This is a genomic window from Pelomonas lactea, from assembly GCF_043555885.1.
Classification (GTDB): Bacteria; Pseudomonadota; Gammaproteobacteria; order Burkholderiales; family Burkholderiaceae_C; genus Pelomonas; species Pelomonas lactea.
The window spans coordinates 198,426-217,846 of sequence record NZ_JBIGHX010000001.1 but is presented as its reverse complement, the minus strand read 5'-3'; the positions used below and the strand labels follow the sequence as shown (position 1 = coordinate 217,846).

At 61.3% G+C, this 19,421-nt stretch carries 8 protein-coding genes; 2 read left to right on the top strand and 6 right to left on the bottom strand.

Annotation, left to right across the window (positions count from 1 at the left end; genetic code table 11):
• Both ACG04Q_RS00835 and ACG04Q_RS00830 read left to right on the top strand, forming a co-directional pair.
• Window positions 1–396, top strand: coding sequence for a hypothetical protein (locus ACG04Q_RS00835; RefSeq protein WP_394508892.1), 396 nt, complete (start codon window positions 1–3; stop codon window positions 394–396).
• A complete protein-coding gene (locus tag ACG04Q_RS00830; RefSeq protein WP_394508891.1) occupies window positions 393–12,947 on the top strand; it encodes a calcium-binding protein in 12,555 nt (4,184 codons plus the stop codon). The genes ACG04Q_RS00835 and ACG04Q_RS00830 overlap by 4 nt, the downstream gene beginning before the upstream one ends.
• A gap of 326 nt (window positions 12,948–13,273) precedes the next feature.
• Here ACG04Q_RS00830 and ACG04Q_RS00825 read toward each other — a convergent pair whose 3' ends face one another.
• From ACG04Q_RS00825 to ACG04Q_RS00800, 6 genes are all read right to left on the bottom strand, one after another.
• A complete protein-coding gene (locus ACG04Q_RS00825; protein ID WP_394508890.1) occupies window positions 13,274–13,909 on the bottom strand; it encodes a hypothetical protein in 636 nt (211 codons plus the stop codon).
• Window positions 13,909–15,576, bottom strand: a complete 1,668-nt coding sequence (locus ACG04Q_RS00820) for a putative porin (RefSeq protein WP_394508889.1) — start codon at window positions 15,574–15,576, stop codon at window positions 13,909–13,911. Before ACG04Q_RS00820 ends, ACG04Q_RS00825 begins: the two co-directional genes overlap by 1 nt.
• Window positions 15,577–15,581: 5 nt before the next feature.
• Window positions 15,582–16,259: a TonB C-terminal domain-containing protein gene (locus tag ACG04Q_RS00815; protein WP_394508888.1), complete on the bottom strand. Its 678-nt coding sequence runs from the start codon at window positions 16,257–16,259 to the stop codon at window positions 15,582–15,584.
• Complete coding sequence (locus tag ACG04Q_RS00810) at window positions 16,256–16,657, bottom strand: ExbD/TolR family protein (RefSeq protein WP_394508887.1); 402 nt, start codon at window positions 16,655–16,657, stop codon at window positions 16,256–16,258. Before ACG04Q_RS00810 ends, ACG04Q_RS00815 begins: the two co-directional genes overlap by 4 nt.
• A 644-nt stretch (window positions 16,658–17,301) precedes the next feature.
• A complete protein-coding gene (locus ACG04Q_RS00805; protein WP_394508886.1) occupies window positions 17,302–17,712 on the bottom strand; it encodes an ExbD/TolR family protein in 411 nt (136 codons plus the stop codon).
• A gap of 7 nt (window positions 17,713–17,719) precedes the next feature.
• Window positions 17,720–19,405 carry a DUF2341 domain-containing protein gene (locus tag ACG04Q_RS00800; RefSeq protein ID WP_394508885.1) on the bottom strand — a complete coding sequence of 562 codons (1,686 nt, stop codon included), beginning with the start codon at window positions 19,403–19,405 and terminating at the stop codon, window positions 17,720–17,722.
• Window positions 19,406–19,421: the final 16 nt, after the last annotated feature.

The window sequence follows — 19,421 nt, the reverse complement described above, 5'->3', positions numbered from 1 at the left end:
ATGACGAGTGAGATTTGGGGGATGGTTGCTCCCAGACTTCCGGAGAATTGGAAGAATGCTGCTCTTCGACAAGGTTGGCCGGACGTGGCCGAGGGGGGCAGCATTGCAATTGACGAACTTGAGGATAGCTGGCTCTGCAGGGCACCTATTCTCGTTCGCGATAGAACATACGAATGGTTCTTCTTTTGTTGGAAAAATGAAATCCTCTGCTTCAGGATTCTAAATGAATCACATGCAGGTATCGAATTCGTTGATAAAGAGCCGGCTGCAACGGAGTACGAGGATTTTAAGTCGGCTGTTACGGAAGCGTTTCTTACTTACGGATTCTGTGGGGTCAGAACATCACGCGTTTTTGCGCCGACCTTCCCTTCCCTCAAGTTGGGAGCTGCGCTATGAGCATCGGCTTTCAAGAGGCGCGATTCCAACTCGCAGATCTGATTCGCAGCGGCACAGCAAGTGTTGAAGATTTGTTCAAACTCGTCGAGAGAACGAGTGGGGCGGTAGACGGCGCGAGATCTGGCGATATCTATTTGCTGCAGTCGGGGACTTTGGTGGATGGAAACCATGCATCAACTGCCAGTCGAGAAATTGTTAATCAATCACTGAATATAAGGGATATTGGCGAAAGTCCGGCAGGCAAGCTTGTCGACTTCGATCAGTTTAAGAACGAGCTTCGAAATGCGATTGCACGTGAAATTGGCGTTGTCTCGTATGCTGCCGCTACGCCTGAGCAGGTTGCGATAATCGACGAGAAATGGACGCTATATAAGGATGGGACGGATCTCTCAGGTAAACGTGCTTCATCACCATATTCGCTCTGGGATATCGCATCAAGAGCGTATGTTCGCGACAACAACGGGAGCTGGCGCATAGTTGCCGGGTACGACGTAAGCAATCGCAGCGTCTTGATGTATACGGAACTACCAGAGCTTCTCGCGAAAGCTGGGGACTTTGAGATCGATGGCGTCAACAAAAGTGCTATTGCGGTTGGTGATGTTGAAGTTCAAAAGAGTAAGGTATTGTCAAATGCCATTGCTCAGACCTTCTTAAGCGGCGCAAAGAAGGATTATCCGGGTGTTTTTGCCGAGATGACGCCTGAAAAAATGGCGTCCATGTTGGCCGACGAAAGCATACTTATTGACGGGAAAACCTATAAAGCTCGCCTTTTGGAATTTTCGTCAATATTCTCCCAGGAAGTTAACGCACGCTATTTGGCTGGCGTGGAAAGCGCTAGACTGGGCATGGCTGACCTTAGCAAGCGCCTTCCGACTAAGACTATGGCGCGATTCGGTCTTGTGTTCGGCGCCCTTGGATTCCTTGCGGCGGGACAAGCGTCCGCAAAGGCTATGGCGGAGGGGGATCAAGACAAATCAGTCCGCATTATGCGGGACTTTGTCGTGGAGTTCGCTGCAGCAGAGGTTGCCAGCAAAATCTCTGGAAGTATCGCTGCAATTGGAGTAGGTATTTCCGCAGTTGCGGGTGTTTCCGTCAGCCCCCCTATTGCCGGAGCGCTAGTCCTTGGTGCAGCCTTGCTGGGCGGCTTCTTTGGTGGCGATGCCGTTAAAGATTACATCGAATATCTAAATGATCGAGACGGCAATGGTCGTATCGACGTGCTGGATAAGCTGCGGAACCTAGTCTTCGGTGCCGACTGGATTACTACAGAAGCCCCTCCGCCAAACCTGATCGCAAGGGCGCTGCAACTTGGATCACACTACACGGCCTTGGCGGTTGATGTTAATTACTCCCGTGAGGACTTGGTCGCCAATGCGCAGCGCAGTGATGCATGGCGATATGCGCTGCGTGAGCTGAATGGCTTTGTTGTTGAAGGCATCAACTACGACGAATACAACGGCGATAAGAGCCTAGATCTATTTGATAGGATCTTTGAATTCGGCACGATGACGGAGGAATACCTCAAGGACCGTGCAGCAATGTTGGCCTGGCTTATTCGCTATGAGCGAGGGATCCGAGATGACGACGACCCGGTGCGGGATACACCGAAGCCCTACAACGAGGACTGGGATACCAATAGCGTTGAGGGGAATTGGGACTTCGTTGATCTCAAACGCCGGATTGCAGGCGGGGACCCGCTGACCTTGGCAATCGATGGCAATGGCATCAGTCTTCACGATCATCAAGTCGTGTTCGGCAGCAGCAAGGACGAAACCATCAAGGGCGAGGGCGACGACGATCGTCTCTATGGCGGTGGTGGGAAGGACAGCATCTCGGGAGCAGCCGGCCACGACTACATCGAAGGCAATGCCGGGAATGACCTATTGAATGGTGATGCCGGCCGCGACACCCTTCGCGGCGGTGACGGCAACGACGGAATCTACGGTGGCGCCGACCAAGACTTGCTTCGCGGTGAATCCGGGGCAGACACCCTCTCCGGGGGCGCGAGTGACGACATCGTCTTTGGCGGAGCAGGTAACGACAGCTTGCAGGGTGACGATGGAAACGATGCGCTGAATGGCGGTGCGGGAGCAGACACGCTCTTTGGCGGCACAGGCAACGACTACCTCTTCGACGAGGGCGGCGCCGACACCAATAGGCTCCAAGGCGAGGCCGGCAATGACGTGCTGGAGATCAAGGGAGGTACGGGCATCGCATTGCTGGACGGCGGGGCTGATAACGACATCCTGATCGGCGGCCAAGGCAACAACTCGCTGGACGGTGGCACCGGAAACGATTCCATCAAGGGCGGTGGTGACGACGACATCATCAAGGGCGGTGACGACGCCGACTTCGTCGACGCTGGTGGCGGCAACGACGACATCACTGGCGGCAAGGGCGCGGATTACCTAAAAGGCGGTGCCGGCAGCGACAACTACATCTACGAGAACGACAGCTTCGGCGTTGACATGCTCGAAGATAGCGAGGGTTCAAACAGAATCCGCATCGCTGAGAAAGAATTGGGCGCTGCGACCTACGACGCTGCAAAGTTGGCCTGGGTTACTGCAGATGGCGTCGAGATCCGCAAGTACGAAATGGGCGGCTCAACGACGCTTGCAATCAGCAAGACGGGTGACAAACTCAACACCATCTACCTTCGAGACTGGCAGCCAGGGCAGTACAACATCACGCTCTCCGGAAGCCCCACTGATCGCCAGCGGCCCACTGTGGCACCCGCGACGGTCGTATCGCTCGCAGAGAACAACTTCGTCGACGTCATCGCGGCGGCGAGTGCGGAGGGCGGTCAGGGCAATGACCTGCTCTACGGTACCAACTTGGACAGCTTGCTGACCGGTGGAACAGGCAATGACATCCTGGACGGTGAAGGCGGAGATGACTGGCTTGAGGGCGGAGACGGGACTGACTTCATCCTGACGGGGGCGGGCAAGGATGTTGCCTATGGCGGGCTTGGCAGCGACATCCTGCGTGCAGGTGGCACGTTCAGCATGTCTCGAGGCACCGTCCAGGGAACCGGTGAAGACGCCATCTACTGGTCGCCCACGCCGACAGGTTTCCTGTTCTCTGACGATGTGACATCGGAGCGGTTCTATTACTCCGTGAACCAGGCGAGGGTTTACGTTCCGCACCCCGAGATGGCGGTCTGGAACATCGAGTTCACGAGGAAGCTATACCAAGACACCGACTACTCCTCGTACTTTTGGTGGGACAACCCGGGTTTGTCCAACGCAAGCCTCGAGCCCAGCTTGGACATCAAGCTCACTGTCGGCGATGACCGTGAGTGGGTCGAGCGCGGCGACAACTTCCCGGCCGGCAAGGGGCCAACTGCTGAGTTCGGCAAGGCCAAGACGGTTTTGCTTCACTACGGCTACGGCGGCAACATGCTGCCGGCGGGTACCGGTGCTGAGGGCGCACGCCTGTACGGCGGAGAAGGCGATGACGTCATCTATGGCGCCAATGACAACGACAGGCTGTACGGCGAAGCCGACGACGACCTGCTTGTGGGCTACGACGGCGACGACGAATTGCGCGGAGGCGATGGCAAGGACGAGCTTTCCGGTGGCGGTGGCCGCGATTTTCTCGATGGAGGAGACAAGGATGACACCCTGGTGGGTGGACTTGGCGCGGACGTGCTTTACGGCGGCGATGGAGCTGACAGGCTCATCGGCGATGCTCCGTACCTGGTGCAAGTCAAGGACTATCCACCCGGTTTGGACAAGAGCCAGATGGGTGGTGACTTCCTGCAAGGCGGCGCCGGTAATGACACCCTTTGGGGCGACCATGGCGACGACTATTTGTTCGGCGGCACCAATGACGACCTGATCTTCGGCGGCGAAGGCGATGACCACGGGTTTGGCGAAAGCGGCGAGGACTCGCTCGTGGGTGGCAAAGGTGGCGACTACCTTGATGGCGGCGCCGACAAGGATGTGATTCTCGGCGGCGAAGGCGGAGACATGCTCTTCGGCGGAGGCGGCAACGACAGCCTGGACGGTGAAGAGGACGACGACATCCTTGACGGCGGGGTAGGCAACGACACCCTTTACGGCGGCAGCGGTGGAGACAACCTGCGCGGTGGTGCTGACAGCGATCAGCTATTCGGAGATGGCCCCGAGACCGAGGCCGGTTCGGACATCCTGGAGGGCGGTGCGGGCAACGATGTGCTGTCCGGCGGCGGCAAGGGCGATCTGTACGTGTTCTCCAAGGGCGACGGTCAAGACGTCATTCATGACGATGGCGCTGACGGCTCGCGCAACGTCATCGCCTTCAAGTTCAGTAGCGGCGACGTCCGCAAGCTTGAGCGTTCCGGCCAGGATCTCCTCATCAAGTACGGTGTGAACGATCAGATCACCGTGCTGGGCTACTACGGTGGGAGTGCATACGCTCTCGGATCACCGGGCAGTGGTCAGGGTGAGTCAGAGGGTGAGGCGCAGGCTGCCGTCGCCGAGATTCGCTTTGAGGACGGTACCGTTTGGGGAACGGAACAGATCCTCTCGATGGCGCCAGCACCGGCGCCATCGAATGAGCCGGATCCGTTCGCCGGTCTGGCCCCGCTCTACTTCATCAATGCACTGTTGTCTCGGGAAGAGACCAAGTCGTCAGGCAAGCATGCACTGACGTTCTCGTTCGCGGATGCTTTCAAGCTTGGCGTCACGGGCTTCTTCGCGTTCGATTCATCTCAGAAGCAGGCGGTCAGGGACGCACTTGCGCGCTTCAGCTCCGTGCTGGACCTGACGTTCACCGAGCTTGGCGACGGTCAGGTTGCCGACCTGACGTTCCACCTCGATGACTTGATGTCGGAGGGCATGGGAGCATTCGCGGGGTACGCTCAACCCGCGACCGGGGGCATTCACCTCAACAGCCGAATCTATTCGGAGCAGGTGCGGACAGAATTTGGCGAATACACCAAGAGGGGCTCTCTGAGTGTCGGCGCAGCGGGGTTTGAGACCCTTCTGCATGAGATCGGCCACGCGCTGGGACTCAAGCATCCGTTCGAGCCGCCCGTACTGCCTGATGCGGAGAACACCACAGCCAACACGATCATGTCTTACACGTCGGCGGGCATACCGGCGACACAGTTGGCTGCTTTCGACATTGCGGCGCTTCAGTACCTCTACGGCGCCAACAAGGGGACCAAGTCTTCTAACGACAGTATTTTCAGCTTTGGCGATCGATGGATCGTCGATGCCAGCGGCTCAGGTGACCGATTCGATGCCTCGTCAGAGGGGGGCAACGTTTTTGTCGACCTTACTCCTGGTTCTTGGATCTATCGTGGCCAGAAATCTGCCAGCATGCTCGCAGACGGCCAAGCGTTCATCGCCTTTGGCACGCAGATTGAAAACGCGGTCGGCGGCATCGGAAACGATACGCTCAAGGGCAACGACGCCGCCAATCGCCTCGATGGTGGTGCCGGAGACGACTATCTCGATGGTGGCGCCAACAACGACCGCCTCTGGGGTGGGGCCGGCAACGACACCTTGGCTGGTGGCGGGGGGAGCGACGAAGTCTACGGAAACGGCGGTGCCGACACGTACCTATGGGGTCAAGGCCAAGGAAGCGATGTTCTTGGCGAAGTGGGCGATGGATCCATCAACGTACTGGCCCTGACGAATCTCAGCCCTCAAGACGTTCTGTTGACGAAGGTCAACCAGGACCTCATCGTGCGGGCGATCGCCACGGGCGAGACCATCAAAGTTGTTGAACACTTCAGTGGGCAGGGAGTTCAGCAGATCCTTTTCCAAGACGGTAAGCGATGGGATCTTGAGACGATCACAGCAAACCTTTCAATCACCACAACCGGCCCGGACTACTTCCAAGGGACAGGGGCTGCAGAGTTCGTCAACGGACTTGCTGGCAATGACACCCTAAACGGAGGTGGTGGCAACGACTATCTGTCCGGTGCCGACGGCGCGGATATCGTGAGTGGCGAAGACGGTGATGACACCTTGTCTGGCGGAACTGGTAACGACTATGTCGAAGGCGGAGCTGGCAATGATCAACTGAGCGGCGACGAGGGTAGTGATACCTTGGCGGGAGGCGCAGGAGACGACGTTATCGTCGGTGGCGGTGGTGACGATAAGCTGATCGACGGCCGGGGGCACGACATCTACGTGTTTGGACGCGGGCATGGCGCCGACTCCATGGATTTCTACCCCGGCGAGGGAGACTCCACAACGCTTCGCATGTTGCCTGGCGTCACTGCGGACGATTTGCTCTACAAAGCAGAGAATGGTGACGACCTGAAGATTGTCATTGCTGGAACGACGGACAGCTTCCTACTCAGGGGCTTCGTGAGTCGGACCGCAGATGCAACGACTCTCGCCAGCTTCAATGTTCAGTTCGCTGACGGGTCCAGTCGAACTGGTGCAGAAGTTTTGGCCCGCCTTTTCGCAGGGACATCGGGTGATGACTACCTCCGTGCTCAACCCAGCGGCTCCTCGATCTCCGGTGCAGCAGGCGCCGACAGTCTTCAAGGACTGGATGGGAACGACACCCTGGATGGCGGATCAGGGCGAGATACGCTGCGCGGCTATGGCGGCAACGATGTCCTCGTCAATGGTGAAGACATGTACGGCGGGACTGGGAATGACACCTTCATCGTGGACGCGTGGCCGACGGCCGGAACGACGACGCTGATTGCTGACGACGCAGGCATAGACTCCTTGCTGCTGCCTACGGGCGCGACACCGTCGAATGTTCGAATTCGGAATCAGCTCAACGGTGATCTCTGGATCGCGCTGACTTCTGATGCCGGGTGGACTCGGCCCATCATCGTGACGGGCTACTTTGCCGCAGCCAACATCGATAGCGTGGAGAGCATTCGTTTCCGTGACGGCACATCATGGTCAAGGGCGGATGTGATCGATCGGACACCGGTAAGGAACCTCACCGAAGGCGACGATGCAAACGTGATCGGCTTTGCATGGAACGACACCATCAGTGCCCTGGGTGGCAATGACACCATCAGTGCGGGAAGTGGTGACGACTTTGTTGAGGCTGGTTCGGGATCTGACTATGTGTACGGTGGAAATGGCCATGACACGCTGATAGGCGGAGACGGCAGCGATGTCATCTACGGCGACGATACAAACTTGCTTCCTGGCAATGATCTGCTGGACGGCGGGGCGGGTAACGATACGCTTTACGGAGGCAGCGGTGACGATATCTACGTTTTCGGACCGCAGTCCGGGTCGGACCTGATCGTCGAAAATGCAGGCAGCGACCGAATCTCTGTCGTGGGTGGTGTATTGCCGTCAAGCATGCAGCTCTACAGCGATGGGGGTGATCTCGTTCTAGTGATCAATAACAGCCGGACTCAATTGCGAGTGTCGCAATACTTCAGTGGTGCAGCAAACTCACAGAAGATCGAGGCCATCACCTTCATGGACGGGACCTCTTGGGACCAGGCATACATTGGATCGCATGTACAGGGGCCGGGCAACGTTGATACGCTAGTTGGCGGCACTGGCAACGACATCTTCAACATCGACAACCCAGGGGACACCATTGTTGAAGGTGCCAATCAGGGCGTCGATACGGCGGTCAGCTCGGTGAGTTACTTTTTGCCAGCCAATGTTGAGAATCTGACGTTGACGGGGGTTCTTGCGCTTTCGGGCTACGGCAATGATTTGACAAATATGATCGTCGGCAATGCCGGCGACAATCAAATCAAGAGCTATGGCGGCTGGGATACCTTGCGAGGCGGTGGAGGGGATGACTATTACGACATCACTGTCTCATCCTTTGCAACGACTCAAAAGACCCCCTCTAGTGTGACGATCATCGAGAGCGCTGGAGAGGGCGACGACACGGTGCTCGTCAACACCAATGACTACTCGATGCAGGAGAACATCGAGAACTTGGTTCTGCGCAACGCCTGGTATCAGTTCGAGAACAGCTACACGAAGGAGCAGGTCCGCGACTCTTTCGCTGGCAACAGCCAAGCAAATTTCATTGACGCCTCCGCGTTGACGCACTGGGTTCGATTGGATGGCGGCGCAGGTGCCGACAGGATCATTGGCGGACAGACGAACAACCTGTTTGTGGTTGATCAGGCTGGTGACAGCCTAGTATCGACCCATGCATCCGCAATTGATACGGTAGAAACCGCAATCAGCTGGAGCTTGTCGGACGGTTTCGAAAATGTGACGCTCGTCGGAAACTCTCCAATCGAGGCAAACGGCAACGCGCTTTCTAACGTGTTGGACGGCAGCGCCAACACCGCTGCCAACAATCTCCGAGGTGGGCTGGGCGACGATACATACATTCTCGGCGTCGGCGACTCCATCACCGAACTGGCTAATGAAGGGGTTGACAAGGTTGTCCTCTCGACGGGAGTGCGCGGAGCCTATGAAATTTCCAATTATGAAAATATTGAAAAGATATCCCTTGCCTACAACATGGGACAGTCAACGCTGAGAGGCGCAGCGGCGGACGACACGATTGAAGGCAATGGTCGTGGCGTTGTGCTCTATGGTGGATCCGGTGGTGACGTCCTCGTGGATCAGGCTGCGAAGGATACTTCCGGTGGCAGTCGCTATGAGGACGTGGTCGATACGCTGATAGGTGGAGACGGGAACGACACGCTAATTTCTCGAGGTGGCGGCGACGAACTGATCGGCGGGCTCGGAAATGACATCTATCAGGTCAACTCATATTCAGCCTTCTATGATCCCGTCGCGGCGACGATCAAATTTGGTCAAGGGGACGGCAAGGACCGCGTGACAGGTGGTAGAGGTGCCAATCTTTTCTTCACGGGTTGGACCCTTTCAGATCTGAACGCCCGCGCGGTAGGAGACGGTTTTATCCTTAGCTTTGGTAATGGTTCAGACGAGATCGCCTTCGATAGCCGCAGCCCCTCGTATCAGCTGATTTTCGAAGACGGGACGCTGATTAATCAAGCCGCAATAAGTCTGTTGATCGCTAGTGGGGGAAGAGGCCCAGGCGCCGATGGCTCGGATCTCTTGATCGGGACTAATGCCGCAGATTCCTTGGCCGGCATGGGAGGCGACGATACGATCTATGCTGGAGCAGGAGATGACTCCGTTGATGCTGGCGTCGGACAGGATGTTGTAAACGGGGGCATGGGCAACGACACCATTCTTGGCGGTGCCGGTGGCGATACCCTGCGGGGTGATGCCGGCGATGACGTCATCGACGTCGGTGCAGGAAGTGGAAACGTAGCGTACGGCGGCGATGGCGATGACACGCTGCGCGGTGGCGATGACGCCGACTACCTCTACGGCGAGGCCGGAGCAGACGAGTTGCATGGCGGCCTCGGGAACGATTACCTGTTTGGAGGGGACGGCGAAGACCGTCTTTTCGGTGAGGGCGGATACGACAGCCTGAGCGGCGGATTGGGAAATGATCGACTAAGTGCAAGTGGCTCGCTCGATGGCGGCGATGGCAATGATTCGCTGTTCGGTCTGCAGGGTAACGATTCGCTGACGGGTGGGGACGGTCAGGATTTGCTGGAAGGCGGTGAGGGAAGCGACACTCTTAAAGGCGGATACGGTAGCGACGTCCTGCGGGGTGGGGCTGGCAATGATCTGCTTTCAGGAAATGAAGGCGATGACATCTATCTGTTTGGCAGAGGCGATGGTGTTGACAGTGTTGCTGGAATCTGGAGTGACGGAACAGACGAGATTCGATTCGATATTGGCATTAGGCCTGCTGATATAGAACTTTCTCGATCCCAGATTGGCGACATCAAGTTTTCGATCACTGGAGCAACGGATTCGCTTGTTGTTAATTCGTTAATGATGTCGTCCATTGTGGCGCTGGTTCGCTTCGCCGATGGGACAGTATGGACGCGCTCGGAAATATTTGAGCGACTGAATACTATTCGAGGAACCGAAGGGGCAGACAGCCTCACAGGTAGTTCTGACGATGACAGGTTGTTTGGCATGGGAGGTAACGACACGCTGACCGGCGACTCAGGCATGGATACGCTTGATGGTGGCGCAGGTGTCGACAGCCTGGTGGGTGGTTCCGGTGATGATGTTTACCTGGTCGATGATCCGGCCGACATCGTCGTCGAATTGTTCAGCAATGAGGGCTTCGACCGCGTTGAAAGCTCGGCCACGTTCACCCTGCCGAATTACGTTGAGGATTTGACGCTGATTGGTACGGCGCCAATCAATGGAACAGGGAACTCGCTTCAAAACAATCTGTCCGGCAATGATGCCAATAATTCGCTGAGCGGTGGAGCCGGCAACGACTGGCTTTATGGGTTTGGTGGTGATGATTCGCTGAATGGAGGTACTGGTGGTGACTTCATGCAGGGTGGGCTGGGCAATGATGTTTACACCGTGGACTCTGTCTTGGTCCTCAATGCAAACGGAGAGTGGGTTTCAGGCGATCAAGTCCGGGAGCTCGAGGGCGAGGGGACTGACGCTGTGCTCTCAAGTGTCAGCTATCAACTCTCGGACTACGTCGAGAACTTGACATTGACTGGTTCTTCGGGGCTCACGGGAACAGGTAATTCGCTGTCCAACAGTTTGCGTGGCAATGGCGCAGGCAATCGACTTGAAGGGCGTGGCGGCAACGACACTATTGATGGTGGCGCTGGCGCCGACTCCATGCTGGGCGGTGCTGGTGACGACTTGTACTATGTAGATGCGACCACGGACGTTGTCACCGAGCTGGCTGGAGAGGGAGTTGACACGGTCGTCTCCTCCGTAACCCTCGCAGCCCTTGCATCAAACGTCGAGAACCTGACCTTGGCCGGGACATCCGCGCTCAATGGAGCGGGCAATGGTCTGGACAACTTGCTGACGGGCAACAGCGGCGCGAACCGCTTGGATGGAGGCACTGGCGCCGACACGCTTGTTGGCGGTGGCGGCAACGACGTCTACGTTGTTGATCAAGTCGGCGATGTGATCACCGAGATTGCTGGTGGTGGTACAGACACAGTTGAGTCTTCAATTAGCTACGTTCTGGCGCCTGAGCTTGAGAACCTCACACTGCTTGGTTCAACCGCAATCAATGGCACAGGCAACAGCGTGGCCAACACATTGACCGGCAACAGCGGAGCCAACAGGTTGGATGGCGGCGCGGGCGTGGATTCCATGATCGGTGGCGCAGGGAATGACACCTACGTGGTGGATGTCGCTGGGGATACGGTCACCGAGTCCTCCGGCGGAGGAACTGATACGGTGGAATCGAGCGTCACGTATTCCCTGTCCGTCGAGGTGGAGAACCTCACATTGGTGGGCACTTCAGATATCAATGCGACGGGCAACAGCGCGGCCAATGTATTGCGCGGGAACGCGGGAAGGAACACATTGAATGGGGGCGCTGGAGTTGACACAATGATTGGTGGTGTCGGCGACGACATCTACGTCTTGGATGTGGCGACCGACGTCGTCACCGAGAATGCGGGCGAAGGCACCGACACCATCCAGATCGGCGTGACGCTGGCGACGCTGGCGGCCAACGTCGAGAACGTGACGTTGACCGGAACGTCCAACATCAACGCCACCGGCAACGCACTGGCCAACGTGCTCACTGGCAACAGTGGTGCGAACAACCTCAGCGGCGGTGACGGTGACGACACGCTTATCGGCGGAGCCGGGGCCGACACCATGGTCGGCGGCCTGGGCAACGACGTCTTCTACGTAGACGCGACCACCGATGTCGTGACCGAAGCGAGCGGGCAAGGCACCGACACCATCATGTCCTCCGTGACGCTGACCGTCGCACTGGCGAGCAACGTCGAGAATGTGACGCTAACGGGAACCTCAAACCTGAACGCGCTGGGCAACGCCCTGGCCAATGTCATGACCGGCAACAGCGGCGCCAACAACCTCAGCGGCGGTGACGGTGATGACACCCTGGACGGTGGAGCCGGCATCGACACCCTGGTGGGCGGTCTGGGCAACGACGTCTTCTACGTGGACTCCACGAGCGACGTCGTGACCGAAGCCAGCGGACAGGGCACAGACACCATCATGACCTCGGTCACGCTGGCCAGCCTGGCCGCCAACGTCGAGAACCTGACCTTGACCGGGACTGGCAACATCAACGGCACAGGCAGCTCAGGCGACAACGTGATGACCGGCAATGCTGGCAACAACACGCTGACCGGCGCGGCTGGTAACGACACCCTGGACGGCAAGGCTGGCAACGACACCCTTAACGGTGGCGCTGGCGCTGATACCTACTGGTTCGGCCTGGGCTATGGCTTTGACTTGATTGTCGACAGCGACGCCACGGCCAACGTCAAGGACGTTGTGCGCTTCACGGCTGGCATCGCTCAAAGCGACATCCGATTCACCCAGAGTGGTAACGCGCTGGTGGCGACGATCAAGAGCACAAACGAGGCGCTGACGATCCAGGACTGGTACCTGAGCGCCAACAACCGCGTCGAAGAGTTCCGCTTCAACGACGGAACGGTGCTGACCAACGTGCAGGCTCAGGCGCTGGTGGGTGCCATGGCAGCGTTCAATCCTTCAGGAGGTGTAATTGCGATGGTTCAGGAGCCAGAGCCTCATCTGCGCCAGCACACCGGCCTTGCTGTTTCGGGAACAGCATGATTGAGAGGATCGGGGGCTGCGGCCCCCGTTCTTCTCGAGATCCTCGGACGCATTGGGTGCACATTGAGGTTGTGCTGCACCTCCTGGATGTCCGACGGACTTTATTTGTAGCCATGCAATGGCTGCCGCCTGATTTGGAATCTTCGACGGACTTTCGAGCGCAGCGCCGATGACGAAAAATCAATAACTTAGGAGCACCTATCCCGACAGACTTTATTTGTTGGAGTTATTGGGCCGCTCCGCGGCCTGAGCGGCGCAGCCGCTCAACGGGGTTTGGTCGTGGCGCGAAGCGACATGACACAAGCCTCGCAATCTGGCGAAGTCGGTCACGGTCGAGTGATGGCCCGGTTCGCCTCCAGCACGGCGCGCAGCTGCTCGGCCTGGTCTTCCTGCCGCACGGCGGTCAGGCCCAGCAGCGGGTCGGCCTGCAGTGCGCGGTCGAGGGGCGGCTTGCCGACGTAGAGCTGCGCGAGCTGCTGGCCGGCGGCGTACAGCTTGCGGTTGCGGGCCTCGGCGTCGGCCAGCGCCTGCGTGCTGCGTTCCAGCGTCTGCGCCAGCGCGCGGTTGGCCTGCTGGCGGTCGGCGCTGTCCTGGCGGGCGGCCAACAGTTGCTGCTGCAGCGCCTGCTCGCGCTCGATGGCCTTGGCCTCGGCCTGCGCCTGGGCGTCCTTGGCGGCTTGCAGTTGCGCGCGCAGCGCGTCCAGCTCCGTCTCGCGGGCCTTGAGCTTCACGGCATGGCCGGCGATCAGCGCGCGGGCGTTGGCGGCGTCCTGCTTCGCGCGGGCCGCGTCGGCGTCGGCCTTGGCCTTGTCGGCCTGCAGCGCGCTTTGCTGCTCCTGCGCGGCGCGCAGCGCGGACTGGGCGCGGCGCAGCGCCTCGCGCTCCTTGGAGGGCTTGGCGTCCTGGGCGTGCGCGGCCACGCTGGCCGCGGCGAGCAGGGCGATGGCGATGCGCTGCTTCATCAGAACCTCGCGTTCAGGTCGATCTGGAAGACCTCGATGCGCAGCGGTGCGCTGCTGAGGTTGCCGCTCAGCGACGACGCATCGCCCGGCACGGCCAGGAAGCGCACGCCGTCGTCGAGGTTGCGCGTGCTGGTCCAGCGGCCACTGAGCCAGAAGTTGCGGTCCAGGCCGATGTTGCCGCCGAGGCTCCAGCCCTTGTAGTTGGTGCCGCCCAGGTGCCAGGTCGTGTCGGTGAAGCCGTCGATCCACGCGTCGCGCTGCACCAGCCGGTAGGCGGTGAAGGCCTGCCAGTCGCCGCGGCGCGACAGCTTGGGCGCGCCCACCTGGAGGCGGCCTTGCAGTGCCGTCGTCTTCTCTTTGAGGGTGGCCAGCGGTTCGATGACGCCGGCGCGAGCCTGGATGTCCTTCAGGTCGAAGCCGGTGTTCTTGATCCAGTCCAGCGTCACGCCCACGGGCACCGGCAGCACGCCGTCCAGCTGCAGGCTGGCCGTCAGGTTGACTGGCCTGAACTTGCTCGCCAGGCCCCAGGTCGGCGCGGCCGTGCTGGTGGGGTCGTTCAGGTTGATCAGCGTGTTGCCCTTCAGGCGCAGGCCCGGCGCGTACTGCGACGCAAAGTAGTTCGTCGCGCCGTTCTTGGGGCCGCTGGGCGGCGGGCTGCTTTCGCGGCGGCCTTCCATGTGGCGGAAGTCGTAGGCCGCCAGGCCCAGCTTGAACTGCACGCCGCGCGCGACGTCGATCTCGCCGCCCACCTGTGCGCCCAGCAGCCACTTGTCCTGCGTGCTGAGGTTCAGCTCCTCCAGCGGGAACACGCCGGCCGTCGCGAACAGGCTGCGCTGCGGCGTGAACGCGTGCGTCAGCTTGGCGGCCACGCCGTCGAAGCCCAGGTCGTCGGGCCAGGCCAGGTCGGTGCTGAAGAAGGGGTTGGGCAGACGGCCGAAGTCGGCGGACAGGCCGTTGGTGAACAACGGCGGCTGCCAGCGGATGTAGGCGCGGTCCAGCCCCAGCGTGTAGCGGTTGAAGTCGTTGCCCAGGGTCTGAGATGTGGACGTGGCGCTGTTGCCCGTGCTGCCGGTGGCGATGCGCACGCTGGCCAGCACCTGGTCGCTCAACTTGGCGTCCACTTCGAGCCGGCCGCGCAGCGTCAGGCGCTGGCGGTCCGCGGTGGTGTTCGTCAGGTCGGGCGACCAGGCGGGCGAGGCCGTCTGCGCGCGGTAGACCTCGGCGGGCACGTTGGCGTCGCGGTCGAAGAACTCGGCCTGGCCGCGCACGCGCAGGTCACCGCTGACCTTGATGCGGCTGGTCCACTCCGGCAGCGCATCCGCCTGGCCCCAGCGCTCGCCCTTGGCCTGCGCCAGCACCTCGGCCTTGATCTCGTCGCGCATCTGCTGGCGCACCGTCTCGGGCACGTAGGGGATGCGCAGCACGTTGGGCCTGGTGGCATCGGCGGCTTGCGGCTGTGGCACCGGCGCGCCGGCCGACACCTGGGCCTGCTTCAGGATGGCCTCGGCCTTGTCACGCGTCAGCAGGCCTTGCGCGACGAGGGCGTCGATGAGGGCTTGCGTCGTCGCACGCAGGCGGGCGAGTTCTTCCTTGTCGGAGTTCTGGGCATGCGCGGGCAGCGCGGCGGCGATGGCGCTGGCGAGCAGCAGGGCGTGGAGGGGTTTCATGGGGTTCAGGCCTGCGGCCTCACGCTGAGGCGGAAGCGCATGGGTTGGGAGAGGGCCAGCGCCGGGGGCGGCGGCAGCTTGAACTGGCGGCGGGTTTCGTCCAGGGCGTTGCGCATGGCGCTGTCGTTGCCGTCATTGCCGCTGGGGCTCAACTCGAAGCGCTGGATGGCGCCGTCCTTGTCCAGCCAGATCGCGAACGTGGCGGTCAGCTGCTCGGCGTCGGCCTTCAGGTGGCGTTCGATCTCGCTTTGCAGCAGCTGGCGCGCGGAGTTCGCGTAGAAGCGTTCCTGCGCGCGGTCCGCCGCGTTGCCGACGGGGCCGCCACTGGGGCCGGTGGTGGGTGTGCCGCCGGCGTAGTCCTTGGACACGCTGCCGGCCGAGAACGCGCTGGGGCCGTCGCCCGCGGCGCCTTCCATCTTGATGGACTCCGCGGGCTTGGGCGCCTCCACCTGCTTGACCTGCTCCTCACGCATCACCTGCTTGGGCTCGTCCTTGGGCGGCTCGGGCTTCTTCTCTTCCTTGGGCGGCGGCGGGGGCGGTGGCGGCGTGTCGGGCAGGATGGCGATCTTCGCGACCTGCCGCTTGGGCGCCTCGGGCTGGATGTTCTTGACGGCCCACCACACGGCCAGGCCCAGCAGCAGGCAGCCGGCGGCGACGAGGCCCTTGATGTGGCTCGTCTTCATGTGCCTATCCTCGACGTGACGAGGCCCATGTTCACGCCCAGCTTGTTGCACAGGTCGATGACGGCGACGACGCTGGCGTACTGCGTGCGCGCATCGCCCTTGATGGCGACGGACATCTGCGCGTCCTGCTGCTTCGCGGCCGTCAGCTGGGCCTCCAGCTCGGGCAGGCTGACGCCCACGCCGTTCAGCAGCACGCCGCCGTCGGGCATCACCTGCACGATCTTCAGGTCGTGCTTCTCGGTGCTGGGCTTGTTGCTGGGCTTGGGCATGGTGATGCTCATGCCCTGCACGGACGCGGTCGTCATCAGGATGAAGACGACCAGCAGCACGTAGGCGAGGTCCAGCATCGGCGTCACGTTGATGCTGTCGTAGGGTTTGGCGTCTTGGTTGACTTGCATGGGTCAGACGCTCCGCTTTGTTGTTGGGTTTGTCTTGACTGGGCTGGGTTGCTGCGTGAGGCCCATGCCGGGACGTCGCCCCGGCGGGCGACCTTCTTTTTGAGCGACCAAAAAGAAGGCAAAAAGTCGCCCCCGATCCGCCCGGCCCTTTGCTTCGCAGCGGGCTGCCCTGCGCTGCTCAGGCCTTGAGGGCCCGCGCAAAACTCGCGCCGCTACGCTGCGCTCAAACAGTTGCGCGGAGTCAGTTCTTGAAGCGTGCTGAGCACGCGCCCTCAAGGCCTTGCGCTGCTCGGCGGGCTCAAAGGGGGGGTGAAGAACAGCCGGCGCCAGCCGGCTTTCGGGTTTGGCTGTTGGCTGTTGGGCTGTTTGGGGCTCCCCTTCAAAACCGCTGAGAAGCGCAGGAACCCAGGGCGTGCGCGAAGCGCACTTCAAGAACTGACTCGCGGCGCCTGTTCGAGCAGAGCGTAGCGGCGCGAGTTCGCCGCGGCCCTGGGTTCCGAGCATCGCAAGGCAGCCCGCAGGGCCGGTTTTGCAGGGGCGGTTTCTTTGCCTACTTTCTTGTCCGCACAAGAAAGTAGGTCGCCCGCCGGGGCGAACTCCCGGCATGGGCGTAGGCATCAACCAACAGCAGCGACGAGTCATCCTCAACTCCCCGCCCGCTTCGTGACCAGCCCGATCTCGGTGATGTCCAGCTTCTTGGCCACCTCCAGCACCTGCATGACCTTCTCGTACTGCGCAGCCGCGTCGGCCTTTAGCACGACCGGCAGCGCCGGATTCGCCGACTTGTACTGGGCCAGCGAAGACTGCAGCTGCGTCATGTCCACCGGGTACGCGTCCAGGTACACCGCACCGTCCGCGGTGATCGTGATCGCCCGCGTCTGCGGCTTGGCCAGGTTGTTGGCCGCCTGCGTTGTCGGCGAGTTCACCTTCACGCCCTGCACCGACGCCGTCGTCAGGATGATGAACACCACCAGCAGCACGTAGGCCAGGTCCAGCATCGGCGTGACGTTGATGTCGTCGTACGGCTGGTTGTCGGACTTGACGTCGCCTGCCATGCCAGCCTCACGGAGCCCCGTAGAGTTCAGCGACGCGCGTGATGAACTCGTCGATGAAGATCTGCATGTCCGACGTCGCGTTCTTGATCTGCGACGCCAGCCAGTTGTAGCCAAACAGCGCGGGAATCGCGACGCCCAGGCCCGCCACCGTCGCCAGCAGCGCCGCGGCGATGCCCGGCGCGATCGCGTTCACGTTCACGTCGCCCGCCGCGGCGATGGCGGCGAAGGTGATCATCACGCCCACCACCGTGCCCAGCAGGCCCAGGAAGGGGCCGCCCGAGATCGCGATGGTCAGCAGCACCATGCCGGAGTTCAGCTGCGCGTTCTCGCGCACGTAGTCGGCGTCCACCGACGCCTTCACCGCGTCCAGCGACGCGCCCGACAGTGGCTTGGCGCCCGCCTCGCCCACCTTGCGCTTGGCCAGCTCGCGCACGCCGGCCTGGTAGAGGCGGTAGATGGGCGAGGCCGGATGCGGCGCATGCGTCTCCAGCTGCAGCAGCTCGTCGTTGGCCTCGCGGAACTTCAGCACGAAGCTGCGGTTGGCCTTGGCCACCCTGGCCACCAGCAGGCTCTTGCTGACCATCACCCAGCAGGCGATGGCGAACATGACGCCCAGGATGATGATGACCACCCACGCGTCCACCGTCAGGTTCTTGACGAGGATGCCCATGTAGCCGTGGCTCTCGCCCTCGGCCTCGGGGCTGTCCTTGGCTTCGCGGGTGGAGGCCACGAGCTTGCTCTCCGCCCCCTGCGCGCCCGCCGCCACGGCGATCCAGTCGGCGCTGCGCAGCGCGGCGGCCACCTGCACCTCGTCCATCAGGCCGCGCGCGCCTTCGCCCAGGCGCAGGCTGCTGCCCAGCGCCGGCGTGGCCAGGTCCCCTTGCGCCACCTGCGCGCCGTTGACGAACAGCGTCGCCTTGCCCAGGCCCAGCCGCAGCGCCACCTGCGTCCAGCGCGCCACCGGCACGTCGCCGCCACTGACTTCGGTCTTGTCGGCGCGGGCCACCACCTTGCCGCCGTTCAGGCTCAGCGTCAGCCCGCCCCAGTTCAGCAGCGTCGCGCGCTGCACGTCGTCCAGCTTCACCCACAGGCTCACGGTCAACTGGTTGCCGGCGTCCACCACCGGCTTGTCCGACAGCGCGTAGACGACCGCCTCGCCCGACAGCCTGGCGCTGGCCGCCAGCAGCCCGTTGGGCTCCGTGACCAGCGGGCCCTGCGGCTTCACGGCGCCCAGCTGGTCGGCACCGGCCGGCTTGTCGCTGAAGTGCAGCGCGATGACGGTGGCCGCGTCGAACCCGTTCCCGTCGCCCTCGGCCGCGGCCTTGGCATTGCCGCCGTAGACGTAGAAGACGTTTTTGTCGCTGCCCGGCAGCACGCTGGGCAGCTGCACCCACAGCACGGCCAGTTCGTTCACCGCGTCGAAGCGCTCGACGCTGAACTTCAGCGGCGTCTTGTCGTCGCCGGCCACCACGCGCAGGTCGCTGCCGTCTTCCTTGGCCGTCGTGAAGTCGAAGTTGCCGCTGTGCAGGCGCACGGCCACGGCCACGCCGCTGGCGGTTTCCTTGGTCTCCAGGCCTTGCGCCGACGTGTTCAGCGTGATCCTGGCGCGCTCGCTCCAGTCGGCGTTCCACCAGGCGTGGGCGGTGGCCGGCAGCAGCGCGGCGAGAAGAAGGGCGGTGAGTGCTTTGCGCATGGCTTGTCTTTCTTGA

Excerpts from the sequence above, each read along its gene's own strand:
- ACG04Q_RS00805 (WP_394508886.1), bottom strand. The coding sequence starts at position 17,712 with ATGGCAGGCGACGTCAAGTCCGACAACCAGCCGTACGACGACATCAAC.
- ACG04Q_RS00820 (WP_394508889.1), bottom strand. The coding sequence starts at position 15,576 with ATGAAACCCCTCCACGCCCTGCTGCTCGCCAGCGCCATCGCCGCCGCG.
- ACG04Q_RS00835 (WP_394508892.1), top strand. The coding sequence starts at position 1 with ATGACGAGTGAGATTTGGGGGATGGTTGCTCCCAGACTTCCGGAGAAT.
- ACG04Q_RS00800 (WP_394508885.1), bottom strand. The coding sequence starts at position 19,405 with ATGCGCAAAGCACTCACCGCCCTTCTTCTCGCCGCGCTGCTGCCGGCC.
- ACG04Q_RS00815 (WP_394508888.1), bottom strand. The coding sequence starts at position 16,259 with ATGAAGACGAGCCACATCAAGGGCCTCGTCGCCGCCGGCTGCCTGCTG.
- ACG04Q_RS00810 (WP_394508887.1), bottom strand. The coding sequence starts at position 16,657 with ATGCAAGTCAACCAAGACGCCAAACCCTACGACAGCATCAACGTGACG.
- ACG04Q_RS00830 (WP_394508891.1), top strand. The coding sequence starts at position 393 with ATGAGCATCGGCTTTCAAGAGGCGCGATTCCAACTCGCAGATCTGATT.
- ACG04Q_RS00825 (WP_394508890.1), bottom strand. The coding sequence starts at position 13,909 with ATGAAGCAGCGCATCGCCATCGCCCTGCTCGCCGCGGCCAGCGTGGCC.